Genomic DNA, 20,677 nt, shown 5'->3' on the forward strand with positions numbered 1-20,677 from the left:
CGCCGCGTGCGTGCGCGCCGGGCTACCCGAGTGGCTGATTCCGGAGAGCGAGACGGCAAACTGCCGGCCGATCTAGCAGCAGCCTAGCGCCAGCAGGTGAGCCTGCCAGGGCAAGGCCGCGGCCGCCACCTTGCTGAAACAATTCCTAGTTTATCTAAAGAAGTTTAGATAAACTCCCAAAGATTGGAGGATGTATGGGAAAGCGACAACTCAAGCCTGCCGAGGCATTCGATCTGCGACAGACACTGCATGTGGCCGTACTGGAGGCGCTCATGGCATCGCGCCGCTGGGCGCCGGGCGAGCTGATCTTCCAGGGCGGTACCAGCCTGCACCTGGTGCACGGTTCCCCTCGATTTTCCGAGGATCTCGACTTCCTGGTCGAGGACTCGCTGAAGCTCAATTCGATCGGCTCGTCGATCCAGTCGCGCCTGGCCGGTACGCCATGGCTGCCTGACGACATGGGGCTGATCGTGACCCCGGCCAAGGACGGTCGCAATCCCCACGTGTTCGACATCGCTGTGAGCGGCGAGGGCGTGCTGGGGTCGGTGCGCGTGAAGGTCGAACTGTGGAAGACGCCCGCGGAGGCGCTCAAGCCCCTGGCCACCGAGGTGCGCCCAGTTCGCCTGATCGTTGGCCGTGCCGCCGGCGCGCAGGCTTTCGTGCCCACGCTGGAGCTGCGCGAGATCTTCGTCGACAAAGTGTTCGCGGTGGCCGCGCGCCCCTACCTGAAGCCGCGGGATGTGTTCGACCTGTACTGGCTTGCCGAGCGCGGCGAGGCGCAGGTATGCACCGACGAAGACCTGGCGGTGCGCCTGGCCACCTACCCGAACGAGACACCTGCGAACTGGCTGGAGAAGGCCGCTGCGCGCCGTCAGGAGCTCCTCGACTCCGCCGGCAAGGTAAAGGCCGATCTGCAGCGCTGGCTGCCGCCCTCGTGGCCGCTGACGGACGAGAAGGTGCAGGCCATGATCGAGGCATCCGTGGCGGCGATCGATCGCGGTGCGCACGTGATGCGCGTGCTGGCTGGCCAGCGCGACGCCGCAATCGATGTCGATGCAGAGCCCGAACCCGAGGCGGAGGCGCCAGCGCCGTGAGAAGCAGCATCTCCGCCTACGAGCGCCTCGCGGCGCTGCCGGCCGTCTTCCGCGGCACCGACCTGACCGTCCGCTTCCAGTGGACGTCGAAGACCGCGTCGCACTACCTATACCTGTGGAAGAAACGCGGGTTGGTGTCGGGGCTGGGCGGCCATAGCGACGTCTTCGCGAACCTGGTGGTATCGCGCGAGCCAGACTGGGAAGCCGGTCTCCGCCTGGCCATGCCGTCGGCGGTGTTGGTGGGCGTCGACGTGCTGCGGCGCGTCGGCTGGACGACGCAGATTCCTTTTCAGCCCTCGGTCGCCGTCAACAATGCCGAGGCCACCTTCCAGGTCGACCATTTCGACGTGGTTCCGCGCCCGCCGGGCTGGTTCAAGCTGCTTGCCCCAGGCACCCAGCGGCCCGATCCGCGCGGCCTTGCGGCCCTGTCTCCGAGCTGGGCGCTGGCCGAGATGATCCGGAGCGAAGGGTGGGGCGCCTGCGGCCTGGCGCTGGACGACATCTACTGGGATCAGGTCACCGACCAAGACCGGATGGAGTGGGAGGCTGCGCGCGAGCAGCTCGGGCTGGGCGATCTGGCCATGAATCCGGACGAAGAAGCCGAGTACGGCCGCTGCCGCTGATCTGGTCAAACTCGTGGCCAAACCGGAACAGTGTTGCACTCAACACGAATATTCTCGGCTATTATTTCATCTGGGCAATATCAGGCGTGGCCCGCGCTGCCATCCGACGATTCGCTAGAGGATTTACTTGGAACAGATCAGCACCTTCGGCGCCAGCCGCACCACCGTTCGCGACCTGCAATTGTTCCGTGATGAGGCTGACCCGGCCGTGGCCACCATCCTGGCGGACTGCGCCGTTGTTCGAGTAGCGCGCGGCGAGCGCATCAGCAATCACGGCCAGGCTCGCGTGTATATCGTGCTGTCGGGGCTGCTGGAGATCGCGCCCGAGGCGGACGCCGGTGACGAAGGCAGTACCAGGCGAGTCCTTCCGGGCGAGAGTGCGGGCGAGCAGGCTGTTCTCGACGATGCGGCCGAGCAGGCGGCGATGACGGCGCTGGAAGACAGCGAGCTGCTGGTGATCGAGGCCGCCATGGTGTGGACGCTGATCGAACGCTCCAACGTCCTCGCGCGCAACCTGCTCCGCCTGCTCTCCTTCCGTATCCGGGCGGCCAATGCTCTCCTGCGGCGGCGCCAGAAGGTGGGCGAGTTCTACCGCCAACTTTCGCTCAACGACGGCCTGACCGGGCTGTACAACCGTGCGTGGCTCAACGAGATGCTTCCCAAGCTGGTCGCGCGCGCTGCGCACGACGGCCGCCCGCTATCGCTGGTGATGATCGACCTGGATCACTTCAAGCGCTTCAACGACACCCATGGGCACATTGCCGGCGACGGCGCGCTGGCCGCGGCCGCCGGCGTGCTCCGCAATGCGCTGAGGCCTTCCGACTTCGCGGTTCGATATGGCGGCGAGGAGATGATGGCGCTGCTGCCCGACACGCCCCAGGATCTGGCGGTGATGGTGGCCGAGCGCCTCTGCAAGCGCCTGCGCGGCGCTGTCGTGTTCTCAGACATGCGCTTGGCGCTGCCGCACGTGACCGGTTCGTTTGGGGTGGCGTGCCTGGCGCCGGGGAGTGATGGGGATGCGTTGATGGCTGCGGCAGATGCGGCCCTGTACAGGGCCAAGGAGCAGGGGCGCAACCGCGTTTGCTGCTAGGCGACGCCCAGGGCGGGCGCCGCGGTATTGCGCTTTACTGGGGCGCGTGGCGCTCGACCGGCGCCAGGTTCGCCTCGACGTCCGCGAAGTCGATCTCCTGGGACACATCCCCTACCGGATCGCCGATCTGGTTGATCCATTCAAAGTAGGCAGCTTCGCCAATCCCGCACACACGCAGCTCGTATTCGCCATCATCGCGTGTCGCCGTGTGGATGGTGGTCGCTGAGTCGGCGTCGTGGTGCTGGTGCTGCAGCGCCAGCTCGTGGCTCGATGCGGTCGTCAGGAATGCGCCCGCGGCGTCGAGATCGGCCTCTTCCAGCACGTGGCGCCGGGCCTCGGCCAGATCGCGCCATGCCAGGCTCGCGGTCGCGAATTCGCCGGCAGAGACCTCGTCCCGGTCTTGCTCGTCCGCCCAGTACCAGCGGCCGTCTGGTGCCTGGGCGACGTCGAAGCCATCGTTGACCAGCTCCTGCTTGATCAGGGCCGCAAGGACGGTGCGCTCCGCGTCGGCGCCGGCGAGCCAGGCTGCGTCGCTCGAAGCGCCCAGGGGCAGTCCGAACGTGCGGCTTTCTTCAGGGGTGAAGAGCGTGGCAATTTCCAGCCCAGTCCAGCCTTCGCTGTTCGACCAGAAGCCGGCGCCATCGCCAGACTGCGTTGTCTGGTGCGCGGAGAAGATCACTACGCTTGCTGCCAGCTGCACAGCGAGGGGGTTCGTCAGATTCGTCATGATTGTTCGATAGAAGGTTAATGGCGCCGACGTCGGCGCGGGATAGTCAGGTGCAGGTGCTCGATCAGGCCATACACTCGGCCGGCGCCACCTGGGGTCGCTCGGGTACCGGCATGGCCAACACCGTCTCAACCAGGTGGGGCGTAAGGCCGACCTGCGTGAAAAGGCTAACCAGGGGGTCGTACTCGTTGCCTCCGTACGTGGCGCAACAGGAGAGGCCCTGGTCTTGGAGTTCGTGGAAGAGGCTGCCGGTGCCGTACCATTCAGCCGCTTCGTAGCCATACGCGATGGCGAGCTGCCCATCGTCCACGCCGATCGCTACTGCGGCGTGGTCAGGCAGCGCAAAGATGCAGCGTCGAGCTTGCCCTGTCTGGTCAGCGAAGATCGCGTAATAGGAGGTCATCGTCTTGAGCCATGGGGTGTCTGCCGGCGCCTGCTGGAAGAGCAGCCGGTTCATGCAAGTACGTGCAGTGACCGGAAATCCTTTCTCTTCGAGCATTTCGCAGTGACTGGCCAGGCGGCAAGCTGCCAGCAACTCGTCTTCGGGGTCACTAAAACTAAAGTGTTCGACGTTGCGTCCGCGCCAGGCCACATATCCCTGCGTCAGCTTAGTGAGAAGCGGGTGCGGGTAGATCATTGCGCCATGCCCTCGGCCGGCTGCTCCTCGCACGCTTCGGCATCGCCAAGCGCGTCAGCGAGCAGGGAGTCGCATACTTCGGGATCGACGGCGACATGGTGCTCAACGGGCACGCAGGTAGATTGGAACGCACGGAGGAAGCGTCGCTCGTGTTGCGCCGAGCCGTCGACATCGTAATCGCCCGCGACGAGCTGCATGGCGCAGTTGCCGGTCGCGCCTTGCACGAGGCCGCCCTGGACGCCCACATAAATGCGCGGAACGAAGCCCGGCCCGGAGAGCGTGGCGCGCAGCTCGGCCAGCGCAGGTGCTTCGAGCAGAAGCTGCTCGGGCCGCGCCTGGTCGAGTAGTGCGGTGAGCTGCATGAGATGATCTGGGGTCAGGGCGGCAAGTTTCATGGTGAATCCTTTCTTGTGCCGGGCGAACCGGCCTGGTGATCGATTCGTCCGAGTGTAAGGATCCACAGCAGGCGTGGTTGCACCCCCAACCAGACCTGACTGGGCTAATGTTTCTTCATATCAATTTTAAACTGGAAATAGGTCATGGAAATCTCCACCAGTACACCTAGCAATTCTGATAGGGGCCAGCTCGCGGCGTTCCTTGCCAGCCGACTCTCAGCCGACGCCGCTTCTGCGCCAGCAGGAATTAGCGCGGCCCTGATCGAGCAGCTGATCGCGGACTTCGAGGGCGTCGCCCAGGTTGACGGCCGGCGGTACCGGGTGAAGGTCGTATCGGCCGATGAGGTGGAGACCCAGGGGATGGACGCGCAGGAGAAGCGGGTTGTGGTGGCGACACTGCAGGAAGCGCTGCCGCCATCAGTCCTGGCGGCTGCCGGCGACGCCGGTGCAAAAGACCCTGTCCTCCTGGCCAACCTTGTCGCGGATCAGACGAAGGATCTGGGCATCCAGGTGCAGAACAACAACCTGATGGCGGCCATGCACAAGGATCTGGTACAGATGCTGACCGAGCTGCTGCCGACCCTGGAGAAGACGTCGGGCGACCAGGCGGTGCTGGCGTCGGCGCGAGCGCTGCTCGATCGTGCGCTGGCCGTCCAGAACACGGAAACCCTGATCCCGGCCAAGGTGACGCCTATGCGCATCCTGGGTACCATCGAAAGCGTCTCGTCGAGCCACCACGAGATCCTGATGAGATACGGTTCGGCGCTCGACAGCCAGACCCTCGTGCGCGGGCTGCGGGTCGTCGGCGAGGCGATGCGCCTCCTGGAAGACATTCACGGCCCGGCGACGCCTGGTGAGGAAGACGATGACGCGGAGCAGGTGGGCGAGCGCAGCGGCATGTAGCGCCCGCCGATCGGGCCAGGCGCATCGGCTATCATGGGCGCATGGTTAGATTTAAAGCTCCGCTGACCCGGCAGGCCCTGCAGGAGATCCAGCAACGCAACCCCCGGCAGCCGGGGAACCCTCAATCAGACGACCTTTACGCGGCGCTATGGGAGATCCAGCGCCTGCGTGCCATGGTGCTGCGCGCCAACCAGCTGCAGCGCGCGTTCGGGGATTCGGTGGTAGGGGGAGGGTTGACGCTGGTGCTGCAGGCGTTTCGCGCCGACCTGGCGCGCGAGCCGTGCCTGCTAGAGCAGGTAGAGCTGCCCGAGCTGTCCGCCGGGCCTCGGATGAAGCCTGGCGGTTCTGGGGGAGACGGTTCGGATCGGTAACGGCGGTATTACATCCCTGGCGCGTCGACCGCCTCTTCCTCTTGCTCTTCGCCTTCTACGGCATCCGACGGTGCGCCGGCGCCCGCTGGCCACGCAATATGGGCCGCGTAACGCTCGGGAATTTGACCCTTATAGCCTTCGGGCGGTGGTGGAATCGGGGTGCCGTGCGCCTCCCAGCGCATGATGGACATCGGTGACGGCCAGATCGGCGTGGCCAGGCAGGTAGGAATGACGACCGGTTCGTTCGCCGCTGCTTCTGCTGCCTTCTTACGACGCTCGTGGGCCTCGTTTTTCTCGGTCTCGCTCATGACGTAATTTTCACGGCTCGATAGGTAGGTGCGGGCTCCTCGCGCATTTCCGTAACCACGGTATCTGCTCATTGTTCCGATCCTTTTACGATGCGGTTGGGGTGAAGACGTTGTCGTTCTCGGCGGCATCCTCGACGTCATCGCGGGTCTGCTGGGGATGCCGGCATGCGTAGAGGCCCGCGGAAAGCGACGCGCGCCTGTGGTCGAGGTCAGCCGATCTAAGGGGGAACGTGACTGAGAGCGGCGCCAGCGTGCTCACGAGCAGAACGCGATCGGGGAAGGACTCAGGTCGCGCGATGCGCAGCCAGCCGTAGCCAACTTCGCGTGCGCCTGGATGGCGCCGCAGTTCGCCGGCTTTTTCGTCGATCACGTGCTCGGGCGTTACCTGGGTGGATGGGTTTTTCGGTTGCGGCTGCATGTTGTGCGATCCTGTTGTTCAGGCCTTCAGTATGCCGCGCGCGCCAGGCCGTGGTTGCAAACGCGCCGTGCGCGCCATGGCCGAGCACTTCGATATTATGTAGCCATGTGCGGCCGCTACGACCAGTCCCAGATTGCCCGTCTCATTCGCGATTTCGAGTGGGCGGGAGAGCTATTGAATCGCTCCTCGGCGTCCGACAGCTTCAATGTCGCGCCCGGTACCTACCGCCCGATCCTTCATGCGGAGGAAGACCTGTTGCTGGTCGACGACCTGCACTGGGGCTATCGGTCGGCCTGGGCCGAGGCGTCCGGCAAGGTGCCCATGGCGATCAACACGAGGCTGGAGAAGATCGCCGGCAGCTACTGGAAGCCGCTGCTCAAGAACGGCCGCGCCGTGGTTCCTGCCCAAGGCTGGTACGAGTGGACTGGGGAGAAGGGGGCGAAACAGCCTTGGCACATCCATCGCGCCGATCGAGCGCCGCTGTACATGGCCGCCCTGGCGAACTTCGCACCGGCGACCGAGCACAAGGCGTCCAACGGCTTCACCATCGTCACGGCCGACGCCCAGGGCGGCATGGTTGACGTTCACGACCGGCGCCCGGTGGTGCTAAGTGCCGAGGATGCTGCAATCTGGTTGAATCCCGAGACCGACGTTGCCGCGGCCGAGGAGCTGCTGCGCTCCGTGGCGCTCGGGCCAGACAGGTTCGAGTGGTACGAGGTCGACCGAGCAGTCGGGAACGTGCGCAGCCAGGGCGCGAAGCTCGCCGACCCCGTCTGATGCGCTAGATCCTATTTCGAGGAAGGTGCATTCGCGCGGCCCCCACCGGAGGGGTTCCCAGTGGTGCTCGGCCAGCCGCCGGGCGCGCCTGAGCCTTTGCCGCCGCCGGCGCCACCCTTCGAGCCGCCCCCGGTAGAGCCGCCAGCGCCACCGCTAGAACCGGCTCCTTTTCCTGCACCACTGCTACCGCCGCTTCCCTTTGCCATATCGCCTCCTATTCGTCAGCGGTCGACCCCGTGCCGACCATCGAAGACACGATACCCGCAACCAGGTAGGCGCCCCGCACGGTTGCTCCGCGCGCCAGTCGGCCACATCCGGGCGGCGAGGGCTGCGATCTATGGCCGAGTGGGCTTGTGTAGGCTCTTGCGCACGCGCCTTGCGGCAGCGCCGGGGCAGGCTTTCCGGCCCCGACACGAACCGTCGTCCGTGATTCCAGTATGCGGGCAGGGCTTGCCGGGGTTGCAAACCGTAGCAGCGCGCACAACGCGCCTCAGAAACCTCGTGGGTCGAGACCACAAGCGGCCCGGCGGACTCGAACTGATGAGGCCAATCGGCTGCGGCAATGCCGCTTCTGAAAATGTTGTCGTAGACCGTCTGATAGACCTCGACGCCGTAATGGGCGCCGTTCTCCGAGATCGATTCGATTCCGCGTGTAACCTTGAATGGCAACACGAAAGACTCATCTCGCATGAAGATCCAGCCACGGGTGTGCTTCGCCTGCGCTTCAAGTTTGACGATGCGGCCCTCAATGCCTGCGGAGACAAATGCGTCGCGCAGCTCTTCTGCGCACTGCAAGCAGGCAAGTCGGCCGTGCTTGATCGTGATGGTCGAGGCGATGCTCGCCGCTAAAGATGCGCTCATGGGCGTGTCGGCTTATGCAGTGACCGGCGCACGCGCCCGGCCGGCGCGCTGACGGGAGCCTTCCTGCTGGCTCCACGCACCGTCGGCTTCATCCGCTCCGCCTGGGCAGCGCCAGCCTGCGCCGCACGCAGCGCCGCTGTCATCCGCTCGACTTCCTTGACATGGGCCGCGCGAGTGTTCGCGAGCTCGGTCTGCAAGGCAGACGATTCGGCCGTGGCCTTGGCGTGCTCCAGCACCAAGCGTCGGTTCTCGCCCTTCTGGCCATCGAGCGACAGTTCCATGCTCTTCACCCGCTGGCGCAGCGCATCGATTTCCAGAAGGTGGCGCCGGCCTTCCCTGAAGGCCTCCTCGATCTGCGTGTCGGCGCGTGCCCGCTCGGACTGGCGCACTTCCTTCAGCTCTGCCTCGTGGGTTGCCTGCTGCTCGTGCGCGGCGTGCAGCTTGGCGTTCAGGTCACGCACCTCGCTGGCCAGCGCTTCAAGGCGCTCTTTTGCGCCCGCGTGTTTGTGCGCCTCGGCCTGGTAGCGCTCCTGGGCCTCGGCCGCGCGCAGCTCGTGCTCGCCGGCTACGCGCTGCAGATCCTGCACCATTTTGTCAGCCTCGTCGATCTGGCGCTGGAAGTCTTCGCGCTCGGTCTGGAAACCGGCTTTCGCCGCGGCGAAGAGCTGGACGACCATCGTCTGGAACGACGCCTGGAAGATGTTGCGCACCTCGGCCGGCACGCCAGAGTCCTCGGGCAGGCTGCCCATGGCGTGGTACGTCGGCCAGAACTCCTCGGCATACCATGCCTTCATCTCTTGCTGCATGGTGAGCGCCGACGGGTTGAGTCGGCCGCCGGTAAGGGCCACGATTCGCTTGCGCACCGCCTCGGAATTCGGGATCTCAAGGTTTTGCACCATCTCCGCAGCGACCATGCGTGCCAGGGCACGCGAGTTCGGGGGAGTGGCGTCGTCGGCGATATACAGGGTGGAGTCGGTCATAAGCTCTCGGGTTTGAACGGCCGCGCCTTAGGCTGCGGCGCATTCCATTGATTCTTCGATTTCGGCTACCAGGTCACGCTTCAGAGCCTGGCGGCACGTCCATCGGTCACTGCTCACGCCTTCACGCGGCACCAGGACAACCATCTTGCGCGCGCTTGGCACTGCGTCGAAATATTGGCGAAGCGCCTCGTCCAGAGGCAGCCAGCGGCGGGGGAGATCCAGGCACGCGCGATCGATGTCGCCGAGACATCGAATGATAACCTTGTCGTGCTGGGTTTCATACTCGCATGGCAGCCACAGACCGTGTATGCACACGCATTCGAGCCTAACTGGGGTGTTCATTACATCACTGGGGAGTCAGTAGGGTTGGGATCGGCAGGGGCGATGTATTTTAGAACAGGCTGTGCTGCGATGATTCGAGGGTCGGCACCATCCTCAAATGGCAGGCGGCCGTTGCGATCCGGCCAGACAAGCTGGATCAAGTCGGGAGCCTTGTCCGTGGCGGCCGCGTAGTCGTGCGCAAACAGACTGCGCTTTGCGGCCTCGGCCGGCGGCACGTCGACCAGCATCGCTCGCGTTCCCTTGAACACGTCCAGCAATTCCTGGTTTAGATCAAAGGGCTTGAAGCCGCTGACGGTCGGCACTGCTTGGCCAACGATGGCGTTCGCCATGGCGCGTGTGATGATCTCGTCACCGGCCGCCATCGCCGTGCGAACGTCGAGGCCTACGACGATGATGTCTGGAAGGCCATTGCCGACCAACCCTACCGTGTAGCAGTAGTGCGGGAACGGCTCGTGTTCATCGTCGCCCCGATCCGGGCCGACGATCTGCCATCCCCACCCCTGGCGGTCGATCTGATCCAGCAGCTTGTTCCAAAGGGTGTCTCCGTCGTGCACATTCGCTCCTGGCTAGCGCCAGGCACGCGCCCGGCTATGAAATAACCGGCCGATTATGCCCTAATGATGTTACGTCGTATAGCCACCCAGCGTAAATGTTGTATTTGAGAACTACAGCGCCAGCCGCAGCTGCGGCTCGTCGTTGTCGATCAGCTCATCGTCCAGGAGCGCGTCCTCGACCTCCGGGGGCTCGGCGGCCGCCGACGCCGCGGGAGCGCGCTCGGCCACGAGCTGGCTCGGGTCGACTGGCGCTGCCTCTGCTTCCTCCTTCTTCGCCGGGCGCCAGGCCATCTGCGCCTCCACCGGCAGATCCTCGAAGGCGACTGCGCGTGCGAGCAGGTCGTTGACGGAGTAATCCAGGGTCAGACCCAGGCGATCCTTATAGGCCGTGCGGCGCAGCACCTCGTCGTGCTTGGCCAGCTGCGCATGGGACAGCGTGAGCACTCCCAGTTGTGCGTAATGCTTGTAGCCATATGCAATGCCGCCAGCAACGCAGCCGTTGTCATACTTCTCCAACAGATGATCGAGCTCGAAATCTTCGAGCATCATGGCAGCCTCGGAATCGATGCCGAATTCCTGCTCATGGGCCACTTCCCAGACCTGGCGGCCGTCCTTGAGCTCCTTCAGGGGAGGCAGGCATCCACTCTCGCCGACGATGCCTTCGATGTAGTCGCTGCGCAGGCCCGTCCAGTTCGAGTTGCCACCGTCGTCCCAGTCGGTACCAACGTAAAGGTACTTCGCCTTGGGCATGGGCTGGGCAGGCGTTGTGGGCACATTGGGGATGTCGTAACGGATCCTGCGTTGATGGATGTCCCGATGGTCGGCCCAGATCTGGAAGGGCTTAGCCACTCCGTTCAGCGACTGCATCGCGTCGACCGCGATCATCATCTCCAACGGGAGGATGGTGAACTTGCGCGGCTCGCCGGCACGGCGCGCGCGCACGCCTTCGTCGTAGTCGAGCTGAAGCATGTAGCGCGTCAGGTCGCGAATGAACTTGGGGTGGTACGTGTCGGGCTTTATTTCCACGAAACCGCCCTTGATCGTGCGGCCGACCCAGTGCCGCAGCGACCAGTCGTACCGGGTCGCGCGGATCAGCTTGTTCAGCTTGTTCAAGCCCTGGGCGTAACTATAGCGGTCGTCGAAGGCGATCATGGCCTCCAGGCTTTTGTCCTCGGCCTTCTGGCATGTCCAGCACCCGTGGCGCGCGCCGCAGCCAGGGCTCTTGCGCGCTTCGTGCGTGTCCATGGCTACAACCGAGCAGCTCGTGCCTGCGCTATGTGCGTAGATACGGTCGGTCTCCTTCATATCCGAATACGATTCGGAGAGCCCGTTCGTGATATTGCCCAGGTGTTCAAAAACATCTAGTTCCGACCAGTCCGCGATCGGCGCCAGCACCAGGTCGCCGTCCTTGTTCCGGACAGGGTCGATGGCGCTGTCGCCGCGCGCCTTCATCCGGTTCGCCCGAATGACAGATTCTTCGCGGCGGACGCCAAGGACAGTCACAGGCTCAGGTAATCCTTGCTGCATCCAGGTGGTGAAGAGGTTCTTCCGGAACCGAATCTGCGGTGAAATTTTGAGGTCGGTGGTGCAGTCGCTTTTGCCGCCGGCGAAGCTCGGGATGCCGCGGCCGGAAAGGATCTTGAGCTGCCACGTGGAGGCCAACGTGGGTTCGATGATGGCCGTCTGCAGCGGCAGGCCATGCTTGCGCGCGTAGCGCCCCATCTTGTTGAGCTCGCTCGTGTAGTGCGCAAAAATTTCAGGATTTTCGACTTGGGTGTGGGAGGTTCCAACTACTGAAATAGGGTGTCCGCCCTCGTCCTTGACTCGGCGCGCCGCGCGCAGCCCGATGTCGGTGATCACTGCACTATCTTTCCCACCGGAAAATCCATAGTAGACAGGACGGCCTTCCTTGTAGAGCCGATAGATCGCCTCCTCGGCAGCTGCCAGCTTCACCGCCAGGTCGTCTGAAGGCGCGGCCGCGGCACGCGGCTGGAACTGGAGGGTTTCGATCTTCATGGGCGGCCTGTTTGTGTGTTTGCAGGCCCATGTTTGTGTCTTTGGGCCGCATGTTTGCGTGTAGGCGCCAGTGTAGGAAGCCCGGCCGGGCGTGGTTGCACCAGCGCCAGCTGGCGCTGCAGCGTTCGGAAGGAAGGGGCGGGAGGGTAAGGGGTGGGCCTCCCGGCAAGGCGCGTGCGTGCCTTGGTAAGGTCAGGCGAAGGCGGGGGCTTCGGTTGCGGCGTCGGCTTCTTCGAGGGTGTCGTCGATCTCGGGCATCACGTTTTCGGCAATCCAATCGGCGAGGGTCGTGCGGCCCTGCCAGCCAGCGGATTCGCGCCGGAGGGCCTTGTCGACCTCAAACCAGTTCCAGTGCGCACCAGGCGACGCCGGCTCAAGGCTGTGCCTGCTCGGAAGAAGCCCGTGCGCATCCACGTAGCTCGTCACCCAAGCGTGAAGATTTCGAGGTGTCAGCATGCGGTCGTCCGGATACTGGTTGTCCAGCCACGCGGCCAGGCTGCACTTTTCTTCCCAACCGAATGAGCCGCGCACCATCGTCGCGTTGATACGCTGCCATGTCCATGCGCTGTTCTCGGCGACCGGGGTGGTACTTTCGCTCGATGGGAAGGTGCCTTGCGCCTCGATGTGGGCGGCCACCCATTTGCGCACGTTCTCCGGCGTCAGGTTGCGCTCGGCGGGGTAGGCGGTGTCGAGCCAGGAAGCGAGCGTCTCAACGGTCGTCCAGGCCATGCGCCGCTGCGAAATGCGCGGTCGACCTGAAGCCACGACCAACCGGTACCGGCGATCTCGCCCGATTTCATGGTCGGTAGCGCGCGTGCGTTTTGGCAGGCGAATTCCTCGGCCCAGGCAAGCAGGCGCTGCTCCGAAACCTCGACGAAATCTGGGTAGCGTTTCGCCAGCCACTTTGCCAGGCTTTTCCCGCCCTGGCGAAGGGCGTTGTCGATCTGCGTCCACGTGAGGTTCAGGCCCGCGACTTTGCCGGACTCCCGGTATGGGAATTCACCGCAGTGCTCCGCGCGGTAGGCGTCCACGGCACCGACAATCAGGTCGGCCGTGAGCAGGGAGGCTTTCCGCCTTCTATCGAGAGGAAACTGGTCATCGAGCCAGCCGGATAGCGACCTGCACTTCGTGAATGGGAAATCCTTATCGCGCAGCGCCTCGTGGACGCTTTGCCAGGTGCGGTTCGCACCTGGGATCGTGCCGGAGCCGATGAGTGGGAAGGCGCCGCCGCTGGTGCTGCGGTGCGCATCAACCCACGCATGCATGTTGGCGCTGGTGATCGAGCCGACAAAGCGCTCGGCCGGGTACGCTTCATCGAGCCATTTACTGAGCGACGTGGAGCCTGGCAGGCCTCGGTGCCCGTCGCGCAGGCGGGTGTCGATCGTGCCCCATGCGAGGCCGGGGAGCGCATAGTCATCGTTCAGTGTTGGGAAGCGGCCGTCGTGCACCAGCCGGAAGGCGTCGACCGCCCCGCGCAGCTGCTCGATGCTGACTGCTGGCGCGCTCACGCCATCCCCATGCCGCAGCCTTCGTCTTCGGCCTCTTCCTCGCCTTCTTCCCCGTCACCGGGGTGGTCGTCCAGCTGGTCGAAGTTCCGCAGCGCCGCCCAGTGCGCGTCTGGCCCGGTGATCTCGTTCGAGGTCACCAGATCGAGCCAGCGCTCGATACGGCTGTTTACGCGCTCGGGTTCGACCGGAAGAAGGGATGGCGTGCGGCCCACCTGGACACCAGCGGCGGCGGCTTTGTTTTTCTCGGCCCAGGAAAGCATGTACTCGCCCCTGAGATCCATGTTGCGGCCGGTCGGATGGTCACGGCGCGCTGCGGCCTCCCACGCCATCGAGTCGATCGAAACAATGCGCGGGTGCTGGCCCAGATGCTCCAGGCTTTTTCCCTTCACGCCGAAGAGGTGGAATTTGACGTGGGGCGGCAGGATGCGGTCGAGCGCGTCGATCACAGCGAAGACGCCGACGTCCCCGTGGAGGTGCCGGCGGCACATGCTTCCCAGTCCAATCAGGTCAGGCCATTCTTGCAGAGGGTAGGCGTTGGCGCACCACACGTACTGGGAGGGCGTCCATCCCTGCAGCACCGGCATCGGTGCTGCCATGCCGCGGTCGAGGGCGTGGTTGCGCAGCTCGCTAAACATGCGCACCGTCTCGGCCAGCCGGAACATGACCTCGGTCTTGTCGCCGGCCACTTCCGCTTCGACGCAAAAGTCCATGGTCGCATACCAAGCCCAGTCGTATGACTGGGCCAGCTTCAGATAGTGGTCGATTGACCAGGGGAAGCCGCGATATTTCACGGCCGCGACGAAGCCGGCCGAATCTAAGGCGGCATTCAGGCCACCGAAATGAGCGCGATCGGCGAGCCGCACGCTCGTGATCTCGCCGTTGGTGCCGCGCCGCATGAAGGCGTTTGCCGAGAACAGGACGGGCAGACCAGCATCGCGGGCGATCTCGACCAGGCGGCCGCCAGGCAGGGGTACGCCGACGCGAACGAGGGCAGGGGCTGGGGTGGTCATGCTGCCCTCCAGTCGTCGCTGGTGAGCGCGCGCAGCTGGCGGGCGTCTTCGGCCTGGCGGCGCGAAGCGGTACGCTGGCGTGCGGCAGCTGCATGCGCAGCGGCCGACATGGGTGGCGCTGTCATGATGGCGTGCAGGCTGGCCTGATTCTCACCGACGCCCAGGTCACGGTGCGCGATGGTGCGGGTGGAAGCGTGCGTCATTACGCAGCCTCCGGCGCCGGCGCGCCCAGCAGCTCGAAGACGGCGGACTGGGTCTCGTTGGCGCTGCTAAGCGCGATCGAGGCCGCAACGATGTCGGCGAGCGAGCCATTCGAGATCCGGTCGGCGATCCACGCCTCGGCATTGGCGATCGCAGCTTCCTGGTCGACCGCGTCGTCGGTCGAGGCATTGGCCGCCGCGCTACCGAGATTACCCTTGGCGCTGTCCACCACATCCCAGCGGAATTCGTCCGCCACTTCGTCGCTTGCGGCTTCGAGCTCGAATACTAGGGTTTCGATCAGCTGGCCGTGCTGCACCTTGCAGAACGCGATCTCGCGCTCGAACTGCGTGAGCGCAGCATTACGGCGCTCGGGCACCGACCACTCAGGCATGTCGGCCGCGAGCTCGAAGCCCTCCGCTACCGGCGATTCCAGCACATTCGCGTTGGCAGTCAGCAGGCTGTCCTGCACGTCCGCCAGCTCGCGGCGGCCGGCATCTACGAAGCCGCGCTCGGTCTGCAGCTGCATGGCCACCAGGCGCTGCGCGACCAGGTCGAACACGATGCGTAGCTCGGTGCTGGCGCCGCCGTCGGTGAGGATGTGAGACCAGTTGCCGATCATGTAGCGCCCGGCGGCTGGCGCTGGGGAAGGGAGGGAAGACGCAGTTTGGCGATCCGCCATGGTGTGCTCCGAATCAGGTTGCTAGTGGGAGCAAGTGTAGGGAGCGGTCGAACACGTGGTTGCAACGCCGGTATTTGCGAGAGCGGGGAAGGCGCCGGTATATTCATCCTCAAGCCGCGATAACCCTATCGCCACTATTGAGGAAAGAGAAAATGGTTCAGCCTGTAATTCCGCCGTACGGCATCGAGGCACGCATCCGCCAGGTCACACCTGATGCACTCGCGGCTGCTTATCGAGCCCTGTATCCAGGGATGTCGCAAATTACCGATCCCAGTAAATTTGCGGCAGCCTGGTTGGATAAATGCGCGGCCGACCCCGTCTCGCATATCAGCACAAAAGGCGACTCCCAGCGACTTACCACGGCTTTCTATAAAGCTCTGGAAATTCCACTGCCGAAGACAGACGAAATGGCGCAGTTTGTCCTCATGAACCCGGATATGGAAAAGATGCAGGCGCAACTGTGCTATGTCAGCGCGCGAACGCCCGGCGGCGACAATGTTGATTTGATTGTGCGTGCAGTGTCTCGCGAACATGCCGAGGTCACCTGGCGCGAACATTTCGACGGATGGGATCTTCCAGCGCGCCCGAATGCAATCGCACCTATCCCGGTCGACGGCACACTGGGTGCTATCCCTTGGAACCTCCTGACCTCCGAACCCGAAGACGAGACCCCGGAAGAAGAGGAATCGCAAATTCCTTCGCTTTAAGCTGGCGAGAGTGGAGGGTGGTTCGTTAGAATAAAAGTCCGAACCACTCAACCATAGAATTCAATGGCAAATAATGATCTGTCGGGCCTGAGCCTTGGCGAACTGAAGGAAGTAGGCAAAAAGGTTTCCGAGCAAATTATCGTCGCCGAGCGGCAAGAAATCGAACGCGCAGCCGAGCAGATCGAGGCAATTGCGCGATCGCTCAATATGACGCCGCAAGAGCTCATCGAGCGCAGTGGCCTACTGAATGCGAAAGTGAAACGGGGCCCGAAGCCAGGTGCAAAGGGCGACGCGCTCTATCGCAACCCGAACGATGCGTCGAAAACTTGGACTGGCCGTGGCCGCCAGCCGAAATGGGCCGAGGATCACATTGCGGGCGGTGGAAAGCTGGATGACCTGAAAATCGCCGCATGAAGTCAGGGAATCATTGATATGAGAGGGGAGCTTCGACTCCCCTCTTTTTTAGCGGTCAGCATCAGCGATACCAGCTAGACGTCTTGCGGCTCTCCGATTCCGCATATATAGTCCATGCATAGGCGTTCCCACGCCTGGACGCCGGAGGGCTGCATCGCAGCCTGTGCGCCGAATACATAGCATGTAGGGTGAAGAATACGATAGCAGCTTGATTGGTACTTATCCAACCGGGCCATGCTTCAGCATGCACGACGAGCCGCGGAAATCCGGCGCCGATGGATCGTGGGCATGTGTAACGGCAGGCCAGTGAGGAGAGTATTTTGATCAATAACGCCGGAGCAGTCGCTCCTGTGGACGGCCGGTTTCGTCCCGAATCCATCTCGCATTTCAAGGAAGTCGCAAAGAACCTCGCATGGCTCCTTGAGCGCCCCTTGCAGAAATGCCAGGAAGACTTAGCACGCATCTACCGTTACACCGGGCTTCACGAATTGCAGCAGGTCATGAGCAAGCCTGGTTCGCCTGGGCCATTCGATCCCAGGTACAACTATCTGGAGTCCGAAGAAGAGGAAGTGATCGAGGAGCATGAGCGGCGGATCTTCTTTATTCTGTTCGGAATTCCTAAAGGGTATTGGCGCGAAGGGTTCGTCGCGAAAGACCGATGTTTCCTCGTCTTCGAGATGGGCCTATTCCAAGAGGCAGCTGAGCACCGCGTCTGTTTCGAGAAAATTAGACAGTTGCTTTCCTATGAGGTGCCATCTGACAGGTGGCCTTTAATTCACGGGTGGCCTCTAGGCCTCAAGTCCTGGCTGTCATCGGGTTATACCGAGCCCTTCACCCTCGCGGAAGGCTGGGCTAAAGTATTCCCTCCTTCTCGTTACGCGCCTGTGGAATACGCAGACATCCGTTGGCAGCGTCGAATGACAGGACTCGTGCGCTTGAAGGACATTTTTCAGATCCTAGCGCCGCGGGTCGGTGGGCGCAAACCTGCTGGCATGGGACAGGTGGCGTTCGGCCAGTTCGAGATCGAGGGGGGCGACATCATCGAGTCATCTTTCGAGGAATATTATCTCGCCGAGTGGCTTGCTTTAAAAACGCCGCAACCGCGGCCTGAAGGCGCGCATCAGCAAAAGGAAGCAATTCGTGCTTTCGTACAGCGGCCATCCCGAGCGACGGCCGCTGCTTGCGATTTCGTCAAAGATTTGAAAGACCCGGTAGGATTTCGGGATAGATGGGCATTTGAGAGCATAAAAGCAGCGATGCACGATAACGGCAATCCGAGCAGGGCGCTGTTTTCATCAACTTTGGCTGAGGGATCTATTCAAAGTCTGTTTCTCCATATGGAGTGGGGAGACGCTGATGTCAGCGAATCATACGGCTGCGGAATGTGGCAACTCAACTACACCCAGACGCTGGTCAACGACCAACTGGACACAGCCGGCCGCATGCCTATAGCGCAACCTTTTATTCACGCGAATGGCTCACTGATCGTGCCTTTCGACAGTGACCTCACCCCCTTATCACATGAGGGGTGGTACCTGTGCCATGACTCTTCTGACTTTGCCAGCGAGCTTGCTGCTGTCGCTTTCGCTGAAGTCTACTTACCTGCCATCGGCGTAGGCCGGTCGGGATTCGCTTTTCGGCAAAGCGCATACTCGGTAATAGAGATTGAGGAATTGCTCCTTGCGGATAGTGTAAATCCCGCTGCTCTGAAGGCTTATTTTCAGGGATTGCTTGATACTTTTGAAGATAACTGCCTTGCCGACTCTTACGGGTATTGGTGTCACACCCTGGACTTGATTGATGAAGACGCGGAGGGGAACAGGGAGAGAAACGAGAATGACGAGTATGCCGACAATGTCTTTGCCCCTGCGGTGCTGCTAATCAACGTCGAGGGAGGCGGGCTGACTTTTGTAGAAGCTATGCACCAAAGAGGACAGCGCGTTTCCAGCTTGAAGCGAGCGACGGCAGTGGATTCGACTGCGCGCGCGCTAGCAGCGATGGTAGTAGAAGCTGTAAAGGGCCTAGAGGTTGACGTGGTCGTCTATGACGGGAGGCATAGCCGCACGTAACGCGTGTTGTGGACTGGATGGGCTGCCGGTTACATGCCGGGCGGGCAGCTCATGTGCTCGGTCGATTCGGTCGGTTCCTCGCCCAGGGCGGCGGCTAAGGCATGGTCGACCATCGGAAGGTTGTACTGATCCGAGAGCCCGGCCGCATACTCCTGCGCGGCCCAGGCCTCGGCGAAGTCGCCGCAGCGTACCGGGTCACCGGCTTTCTGGCGGAAATAGGTCGAGAAGCGCTCGGGAGCGGCATTGTCGATCACCAGGTCGGTGTCGGCGGCGCCGGCCGCGCGAACGCCATGCACTTCGACCGCGTCGATATTGGTCAGGTCGAGGGTGGCCAGCACCTGCTCGGCGTACTCGGCACAGCGTGTCAGCGGGATATTGCTTTGGGAGGGCGTCAGTTCCATGATGGTCTTCTTTCTGGTAAATCAGTGCCAGCCCCTGTCCAGCGCCAGCTCGCGCTCCTCGCGCAGCGCTTCGAGGCGAAGACGTGTCTGCAGCTGACGCTGGCGCTGGGCGGCGTGCGCTTCCGCCGACGTCGGCGGCGCCGTCATGATGTCGCGCAGCGTCGCTTCATTGCTGACGAGGTGATCGCGGTTGTGATAGGTCGAGCGGCTCATATGGTACCGGTTTGGCTGTGATCGATCTGGGGACGATACTAAGGAATTGGCTGCGTGGTTGCAATAGGGTAATGGCAGGGCACGTGCGCGCCCTGCGCTTGGTCAGCTTCGCGGTGCCGATTCCTCTTCACCTTCAGCTTCAGCGGCGGCCCGGCGCGCGTCCGCAGCGTCCAGCTCGGCCATGACGTCGAGCACGAAGTCCGCGCCGGCGCCGGGCGTATCCTGGCGTGCGACGGCCGCGAGCTCCGTCACCCGATACAGGTCATCCCCAATGCATGTGAGGTCTTGAGGGGCGCTGCCGTAGATGTTCGCGTCCAGAACCACGACGTCGACCACGTGGGTAGCGTTGACCGCGCTTACCTGGCCGTCAGCGAGCGAAATGACCATCACTGGGCGCTGCGCGTCGTGCGCAGCCTTAATCGACGCTTGGGCCGCGATCTTCGCCGCCCGGAGAGTGAAGACAATATTGGTTTCGACGGCGACGTCATCCCACAGGTGTCCTTCCGCGATCAGATCCAGCGCGTGGTCGAACTTGTCGAACGTCGCCGTGACCTCGTCCGGGAATGCCACTGGAAGCCGATCGCCGCGGGCGAAGTGGTGCAGGATCTCGTGGACTTTTTCGGCGGTGTGCGTGTTGCCCGTCCGGCGCGCCGAGTGGAAGGCGTCCGCCAGAGCCGCGAGCCAGCCATTCGTCACTGGGTCGATCGTTGGCAGGGAACGCGGCGCGCCGCCTGGTGCCCCAACAGCGCGGCTGGCGATCTCCAGGAGCGCGTCGACCGACTCGGGCGGGCCCGTAACGTGGCCTCCCTGCTGCAGGAGGGTGGTGAGCATTTGCGCGAGACGCGCTTCGTTGTTGGACGCACTGGGGCTGTTCATCTTTTCTCCGCTGGTGAGGGCCTTTGCAAAGGCGACACCGGAGTCTAGGCGGCTCGGCCGGGCGTGGTTGCAGCTCCAGCACGCGGCTGCAACCACGTGGCGCCGATGGCCGCAGAATGCAGGTCTTCTCACACCACTATCGAAGGAACGCCATGTCGAACCAGGACAACAGCCAGAACGGCGCCGACAAGGCGTTGCGCTCAACCATCGTCGCCCAGCTCGCGGCCGCCGGCTGGATGCCTCTGGAAGGGGGGACTGCGATCGCCAACAAGATGTACGAGACCGCGGTGGGGCAGAAGGAGGCCCAGGTCTATTTGGCGGACTATGGGCCGATGGAAGCCAATTTCGCACTGGTGGGGCACTATTACAGCGAAGGACGAAATATTCTCGCAGGTAGCTCATTACTCATTCCGAGAGACAGCAACTCGGAAGACTTGGGGGCACCTCGAAAAACCCTCCCGAATCTGTCATGATGCTGTCGCCTCGAACCTGACGTAAATTTT

28 protein-coding genes are annotated in these 20,677 nt (G+C 63.2%); 10 read left to right on the plus strand and 18 right to left on the minus strand.

The features are described from left to right. The first annotated feature begins 194 nt into the window (after nucleotides 1-194). From ACFPOU_RS17025 to ACFPOU_RS17035, 3 genes are all read left to right on the plus strand, one after another. Nucleotides 195-1,094, plus strand: coding sequence for a nucleotidyl transferase AbiEii/AbiGii toxin family protein (locus ACFPOU_RS17025; RefSeq protein ID WP_379723780.1), 900 nt, complete (start codon nucleotides 195-197; stop codon nucleotides 1,092-1,094). Next, nucleotides 1,091-1,717, plus strand: coding sequence for a hypothetical protein (locus ACFPOU_RS17030; protein ID WP_379723783.1), 627 nt, complete (start codon nucleotides 1,091-1,093; stop codon nucleotides 1,715-1,717). Before ACFPOU_RS17025 ends, ACFPOU_RS17030 begins: the two co-directional genes overlap by 4 nt. 127 nt (nucleotides 1,718-1,844) lie before the next feature. After that, nucleotides 1,845-2,807 carry a GGDEF domain-containing protein gene (locus ACFPOU_RS17035; RefSeq protein ID WP_379723786.1) on the plus strand — a complete coding sequence of 321 codons (963 nt, stop codon included), beginning with the start codon at nucleotides 1,845-1,847 and terminating at the stop codon, nucleotides 2,805-2,807. A gap of 34 nt (nucleotides 2,808-2,841) precedes the next feature. Here the strand turns inward: ACFPOU_RS17035 and ACFPOU_RS17040 are convergent, their stop codons facing one another. The 3 genes from ACFPOU_RS17040 to ACFPOU_RS17050 form a co-directional block, all read right to left on the minus strand. Next, nucleotides 2,842-3,534 carry a hypothetical protein gene (locus ACFPOU_RS17040; protein ID WP_379723789.1) on the minus strand — a complete coding sequence of 231 codons (693 nt, stop codon included), beginning with the start codon at nucleotides 3,532-3,534 and terminating at the stop codon, nucleotides 2,842-2,844. A 64-nt stretch (nucleotides 3,535-3,598) separates the two neighbouring features. Further along, the gene (locus ACFPOU_RS17045; RefSeq protein ID WP_379723792.1) at nucleotides 3,599-4,171 is read right to left on the minus strand and encodes a hypothetical protein; all 573 of its coding nucleotides are present in this window, start codon (nucleotides 4,169-4,171) and stop codon (nucleotides 3,599-3,601) included. Beyond that, nucleotides 4,168-4,566, minus strand: a complete 399-nt coding sequence (locus tag ACFPOU_RS17050; protein WP_379723795.1) for a hypothetical protein — start codon at nucleotides 4,564-4,566, stop codon at nucleotides 4,168-4,170. The genes ACFPOU_RS17045 and ACFPOU_RS17050 overlap by 4 nt, the downstream gene beginning before the upstream one ends. Before the next feature lie 144 nt (nucleotides 4,567-4,710). Here ACFPOU_RS17050 and ACFPOU_RS17055 point away from each other — a divergent pair, with 144 nt between their 5' ends. Beyond that, nucleotides 4,711-5,469, plus strand: a complete 759-nt coding sequence (locus tag ACFPOU_RS17055; RefSeq protein ID WP_379723798.1) for a hypothetical protein — start codon at nucleotides 4,711-4,713, stop codon at nucleotides 5,467-5,469. Between the two features lie 41 nt (nucleotides 5,470-5,510). Further along, nucleotides 5,511-5,840: a hypothetical protein gene (locus ACFPOU_RS17060; protein WP_379723801.1), complete on the plus strand. Its 330-nt coding sequence runs from the start codon at nucleotides 5,511-5,513 to the stop codon at nucleotides 5,838-5,840. An 8-nt stretch (nucleotides 5,841-5,848) separates the two neighbouring features. Here the strand turns inward: ACFPOU_RS17060 and ACFPOU_RS17065 are convergent, their stop codons facing one another. Both ACFPOU_RS17065 and ACFPOU_RS17070 read right to left on the minus strand, forming a co-directional pair. Next, nucleotides 5,849-6,148: a hypothetical protein gene (locus ACFPOU_RS17065; protein ID WP_379723804.1), complete on the minus strand. Its 300-nt coding sequence runs from the start codon at nucleotides 6,146-6,148 to the stop codon at nucleotides 5,849-5,851. Between the two features lie 85 nt (nucleotides 6,149-6,233). Beyond that, nucleotides 6,234-6,566: a hypothetical protein gene (locus ACFPOU_RS17070; protein WP_379723807.1), complete on the minus strand. Its 333-nt coding sequence runs from the start codon at nucleotides 6,564-6,566 to the stop codon at nucleotides 6,234-6,236. A gap of 105 nt (nucleotides 6,567-6,671) precedes the next feature. Between ACFPOU_RS17070 and ACFPOU_RS17075 the strand changes: the two genes are divergently transcribed. Next, on the plus strand, nucleotides 6,672-7,343 hold the full coding sequence (locus ACFPOU_RS17075) for an SOS response-associated peptidase (RefSeq protein WP_379723810.1): 672 nt from the start codon (nucleotides 6,672-6,674) through the stop codon (nucleotides 7,341-7,343). Nucleotides 7,344-7,526: 183 nt separating this feature from the next. On the opposite strand, the gene ACFPOU_RS17080 is transcribed toward ACFPOU_RS17075, so the two are convergent. The 10 genes from ACFPOU_RS17080 to ACFPOU_RS17125 all read right to left on the minus strand — a co-directional run bounded on the left by ACFPOU_RS17080 (nucleotide 7,527) and on the right by ACFPOU_RS17125 (nucleotide 15,494). Then, on the minus strand, nucleotides 7,527-8,204 hold the full coding sequence (locus ACFPOU_RS17080) for a papain fold toxin domain-containing protein (RefSeq protein WP_379723813.1): 678 nt from the start codon (nucleotides 8,202-8,204) through the stop codon (nucleotides 7,527-7,529). Next, nucleotides 8,201-9,184, minus strand: coding sequence for a hypothetical protein (locus ACFPOU_RS17085; protein WP_379723816.1), 984 nt, complete (start codon nucleotides 9,182-9,184; stop codon nucleotides 8,201-8,203). Before ACFPOU_RS17085 ends, ACFPOU_RS17080 begins: the two co-directional genes overlap by 4 nt. A gap of 27 nt (nucleotides 9,185-9,211) precedes the next feature. Continuing rightward, a complete protein-coding gene (locus ACFPOU_RS17090) occupies nucleotides 9,212-9,526 on the minus strand; it encodes a hypothetical protein (protein WP_379723819.1) in 315 nt (104 codons plus the stop codon). Next, nucleotides 9,526-10,080 (minus strand): DUF4262 domain-containing protein, encoded by a 555-nt coding sequence (locus tag ACFPOU_RS17095; RefSeq protein WP_379723822.1) that lies wholly within the window; start codon nucleotides 10,078-10,080, stop codon nucleotides 9,526-9,528. Before ACFPOU_RS17095 ends, ACFPOU_RS17090 begins: the two co-directional genes overlap by 1 nt. A 111-nt stretch (nucleotides 10,081-10,191) precedes the next feature. Continuing rightward, a complete protein-coding gene (locus tag ACFPOU_RS17100; protein ID WP_379723825.1) occupies nucleotides 10,192-12,096 on the minus strand; it encodes an adenine nucleotide alpha hydrolase family protein in 1,905 nt (634 codons plus the stop codon). A 192-nt stretch (nucleotides 12,097-12,288) separates the two neighbouring features. Further along, entirely contained in the window at nucleotides 12,289-12,825 is a 537-nt protein-coding gene (locus tag ACFPOU_RS17105; protein WP_379723828.1) for a hypothetical protein, read from the minus strand. Next, nucleotides 12,756-13,604: a hypothetical protein gene (locus tag ACFPOU_RS17110; protein ID WP_379723831.1), complete on the minus strand. Its 849-nt coding sequence runs from the start codon at nucleotides 13,602-13,604 to the stop codon at nucleotides 12,756-12,758. Before ACFPOU_RS17110 ends, ACFPOU_RS17105 begins: the two co-directional genes overlap by 70 nt. After that, nucleotides 13,601-14,614 (minus strand): deazapurine DNA modification protein DpdA family protein, encoded by a 1,014-nt coding sequence (locus ACFPOU_RS17115; protein WP_379723834.1) that lies wholly within the window; start codon nucleotides 14,612-14,614, stop codon nucleotides 13,601-13,603. The genes ACFPOU_RS17110 and ACFPOU_RS17115 overlap by 4 nt, the downstream gene beginning before the upstream one ends. After that, nucleotides 14,611-14,817 carry a hypothetical protein gene (locus tag ACFPOU_RS17120; protein WP_379723837.1) on the minus strand — a complete coding sequence of 69 codons (207 nt, stop codon included), beginning with the start codon at nucleotides 14,815-14,817 and terminating at the stop codon, nucleotides 14,611-14,613. Before ACFPOU_RS17120 ends, ACFPOU_RS17115 begins: the two co-directional genes overlap by 4 nt. Next, complete coding sequence (locus ACFPOU_RS17125; protein ID WP_379723840.1) at nucleotides 14,817-15,494, minus strand: hypothetical protein; 678 nt, start codon at nucleotides 15,492-15,494, stop codon at nucleotides 14,817-14,819. The genes ACFPOU_RS17120 and ACFPOU_RS17125 overlap by 1 nt, the downstream gene beginning before the upstream one ends. 152 nt (nucleotides 15,495-15,646) lie before the next feature. On the opposite strand from ACFPOU_RS17125, the gene ACFPOU_RS17130 reads away from it, so the two are divergent. The 3 genes from ACFPOU_RS17130 to ACFPOU_RS17140 all read left to right on the plus strand — a co-directional run bounded on the left by ACFPOU_RS17130 (nucleotide 15,647) and on the right by ACFPOU_RS17140 (nucleotide 18,684). Continuing rightward, the gene (locus ACFPOU_RS17130; protein WP_379723843.1) at nucleotides 15,647-16,201 is read left to right on the plus strand and encodes a hypothetical protein; all 555 of its coding nucleotides are present in this window, start codon (nucleotides 15,647-15,649) and stop codon (nucleotides 16,199-16,201) included. Between the two features lie 63 nt (nucleotides 16,202-16,264). Then, nucleotides 16,265-16,615: an H-NS histone family protein gene (locus tag ACFPOU_RS17135; protein ID WP_379723846.1), complete on the plus strand. Its 351-nt coding sequence runs from the start codon at nucleotides 16,265-16,267 to the stop codon at nucleotides 16,613-16,615. Between the two features lie 320 nt (nucleotides 16,616-16,935). After that, nucleotides 16,936-18,684 (plus strand): hypothetical protein, encoded by a 1,749-nt coding sequence (locus ACFPOU_RS17140; RefSeq protein ID WP_379723849.1) that lies wholly within the window; start codon nucleotides 16,936-16,938, stop codon nucleotides 18,682-18,684. Nucleotides 18,685-18,713: 29 nt separating this feature from the next. Here the strand turns inward: ACFPOU_RS17140 and ACFPOU_RS17145 are convergent, their stop codons facing one another. The 3 genes from ACFPOU_RS17145 to ACFPOU_RS17155 form a co-directional block, all read right to left on the minus strand. Beyond that, nucleotides 18,714-19,085, minus strand: coding sequence for a hypothetical protein (locus ACFPOU_RS17145; RefSeq protein WP_379723852.1), 372 nt, complete (start codon nucleotides 19,083-19,085; stop codon nucleotides 18,714-18,716). Between the two features lie 21 nt (nucleotides 19,086-19,106). Continuing rightward, nucleotides 19,107-19,298, minus strand: a complete 192-nt coding sequence (locus ACFPOU_RS17150; RefSeq protein ID WP_379723855.1) for a hypothetical protein — start codon at nucleotides 19,296-19,298, stop codon at nucleotides 19,107-19,109. A gap of 102 nt (nucleotides 19,299-19,400) precedes the next feature. Next, nucleotides 19,401-20,174, minus strand: a complete 774-nt coding sequence (locus ACFPOU_RS17155) for a hypothetical protein (protein ID WP_379723857.1) — start codon at nucleotides 20,172-20,174, stop codon at nucleotides 19,401-19,403. 152 nt (nucleotides 20,175-20,326) lie between these two features. Between ACFPOU_RS17155 and ACFPOU_RS17160 the strand changes: the two genes are divergently transcribed. Beyond that, a complete protein-coding gene (locus tag ACFPOU_RS17160; RefSeq protein WP_379723860.1) occupies nucleotides 20,327-20,647 on the plus strand; it encodes a hypothetical protein in 321 nt (106 codons plus the stop codon). Nucleotides 20,648-20,677: the final 30 nt, after the last annotated feature.

Origin of the sequence: Massilia jejuensis (assembly GCF_042656795.1) — a bacterium.
GTDB classification, from domain to species: Bacteria; Pseudomonadota; Gammaproteobacteria; order Burkholderiales; family Burkholderiaceae_D; genus Telluria; species Telluria jejuensis.

What these genes read in the sequence shown, in the direction of transcription:
- ACFPOU_RS17025 (WP_379723780.1), top strand. Translation starts at nt 195, where the DNA reads ATGGGAAAGCGACAACTCAAGCCTGCCGAGGCATTCGATCTGCGACAG.
- ACFPOU_RS17040 (WP_379723789.1), bottom strand. Translation starts at nt 3,534, where the DNA reads ATGACGAATCTGACGAACCCCCTCGCTGTGCAGCTGGCAGCAAGCGTA.
- ACFPOU_RS17045 (WP_379723792.1), bottom strand. Translation starts at nt 4,171, where the DNA reads ATGATCTACCCGCACCCGCTTCTCACTAAGCTGACGCAGGGATATGTG.
- ACFPOU_RS17050 (WP_379723795.1), bottom strand. Translation starts at nt 4,566, where the DNA reads ATGAAACTTGCCGCCCTGACCCCAGATCATCTCATGCAGCTCACCGCA.
- ACFPOU_RS17055 (WP_379723798.1), top strand. Translation starts at nt 4,711, where the DNA reads ATGGAAATCTCCACCAGTACACCTAGCAATTCTGATAGGGGCCAGCTC.
- ACFPOU_RS17060 (WP_379723801.1), top strand. Translation starts at nt 5,511, where the DNA reads ATGGTTAGATTTAAAGCTCCGCTGACCCGGCAGGCCCTGCAGGAGATC.
- ACFPOU_RS17065 (WP_379723804.1), bottom strand. Translation starts at nt 6,148, where the DNA reads ATGAGCGAGACCGAGAAAAACGAGGCCCACGAGCGTCGTAAGAAGGCA.
- ACFPOU_RS17070 (WP_379723807.1), bottom strand. Translation starts at nt 6,566, where the DNA reads ATGCAGCCGCAACCGAAAAACCCATCCACCCAGGTAACGCCCGAGCAC.
- ACFPOU_RS17075 (WP_379723810.1), top strand. Translation starts at nt 6,672, where the DNA reads ATGTGCGGCCGCTACGACCAGTCCCAGATTGCCCGTCTCATTCGCGAT.
- ACFPOU_RS17080 (WP_379723813.1), bottom strand. Translation starts at nt 8,204, where the DNA reads ATGAGCGCATCTTTAGCGGCGAGCATCGCCTCGACCATCACGATCAAG.
- ACFPOU_RS17085 (WP_379723816.1), bottom strand. Translation starts at nt 9,184, where the DNA reads ATGACCGACTCCACCCTGTATATCGCCGACGACGCCACTCCCCCGAAC.
- ACFPOU_RS17090 (WP_379723819.1), bottom strand. Translation starts at nt 9,526, where the DNA reads ATGAACACCCCAGTTAGGCTCGAATGCGTGTGCATACACGGTCTGTGG.
- ACFPOU_RS17100 (WP_379723825.1), bottom strand. Translation starts at nt 12,096, where the DNA reads ATGAAGATCGAAACCCTCCAGTTCCAGCCGCGTGCCGCGGCCGCGCCT.
- ACFPOU_RS17105 (WP_379723828.1), bottom strand. Translation starts at nt 12,825, where the DNA reads ATGGCCTGGACGACCGTTGAGACGCTCGCTTCCTGGCTCGACACCGCC.
- ACFPOU_RS17115 (WP_379723834.1), bottom strand. Translation starts at nt 14,614, where the DNA reads ATGACCACCCCAGCCCCTGCCCTCGTTCGCGTCGGCGTACCCCTGCCT.
- ACFPOU_RS17120 (WP_379723837.1), bottom strand. Translation starts at nt 14,817, where the DNA reads ATGACGCACGCTTCCACCCGCACCATCGCGCACCGTGACCTGGGCGTC.
- ACFPOU_RS17125 (WP_379723840.1), bottom strand. Translation starts at nt 15,494, where the DNA reads ATGGCGGATCGCCAAACTGCGTCTTCCCTCCCTTCCCCAGCGCCAGCC.
- ACFPOU_RS17130 (WP_379723843.1), top strand. Translation starts at nt 15,647, where the DNA reads ATGGTTCAGCCTGTAATTCCGCCGTACGGCATCGAGGCACGCATCCGC.
- ACFPOU_RS17135 (WP_379723846.1), top strand. Translation starts at nt 16,265, where the DNA reads ATGGCAAATAATGATCTGTCGGGCCTGAGCCTTGGCGAACTGAAGGAA.
- ACFPOU_RS17145 (WP_379723852.1), bottom strand. Translation starts at nt 19,085, where the DNA reads ATGGAACTGACGCCCTCCCAAAGCAATATCCCGCTGACACGCTGTGCC.
- ACFPOU_RS17150 (WP_379723855.1), bottom strand. Translation starts at nt 19,298, where the DNA reads ATGAGCCGCTCGACCTATCACAACCGCGATCACCTCGTCAGCAATGAA.
- ACFPOU_RS17155 (WP_379723857.1), bottom strand. Translation starts at nt 20,174, where the DNA reads ATGAACAGCCCCAGTGCGTCCAACAACGAAGCGCGTCTCGCGCAAATG.
- ACFPOU_RS17160 (WP_379723860.1), top strand. Translation starts at nt 20,327, where the DNA reads ATGTCGAACCAGGACAACAGCCAGAACGGCGCCGACAAGGCGTTGCGC.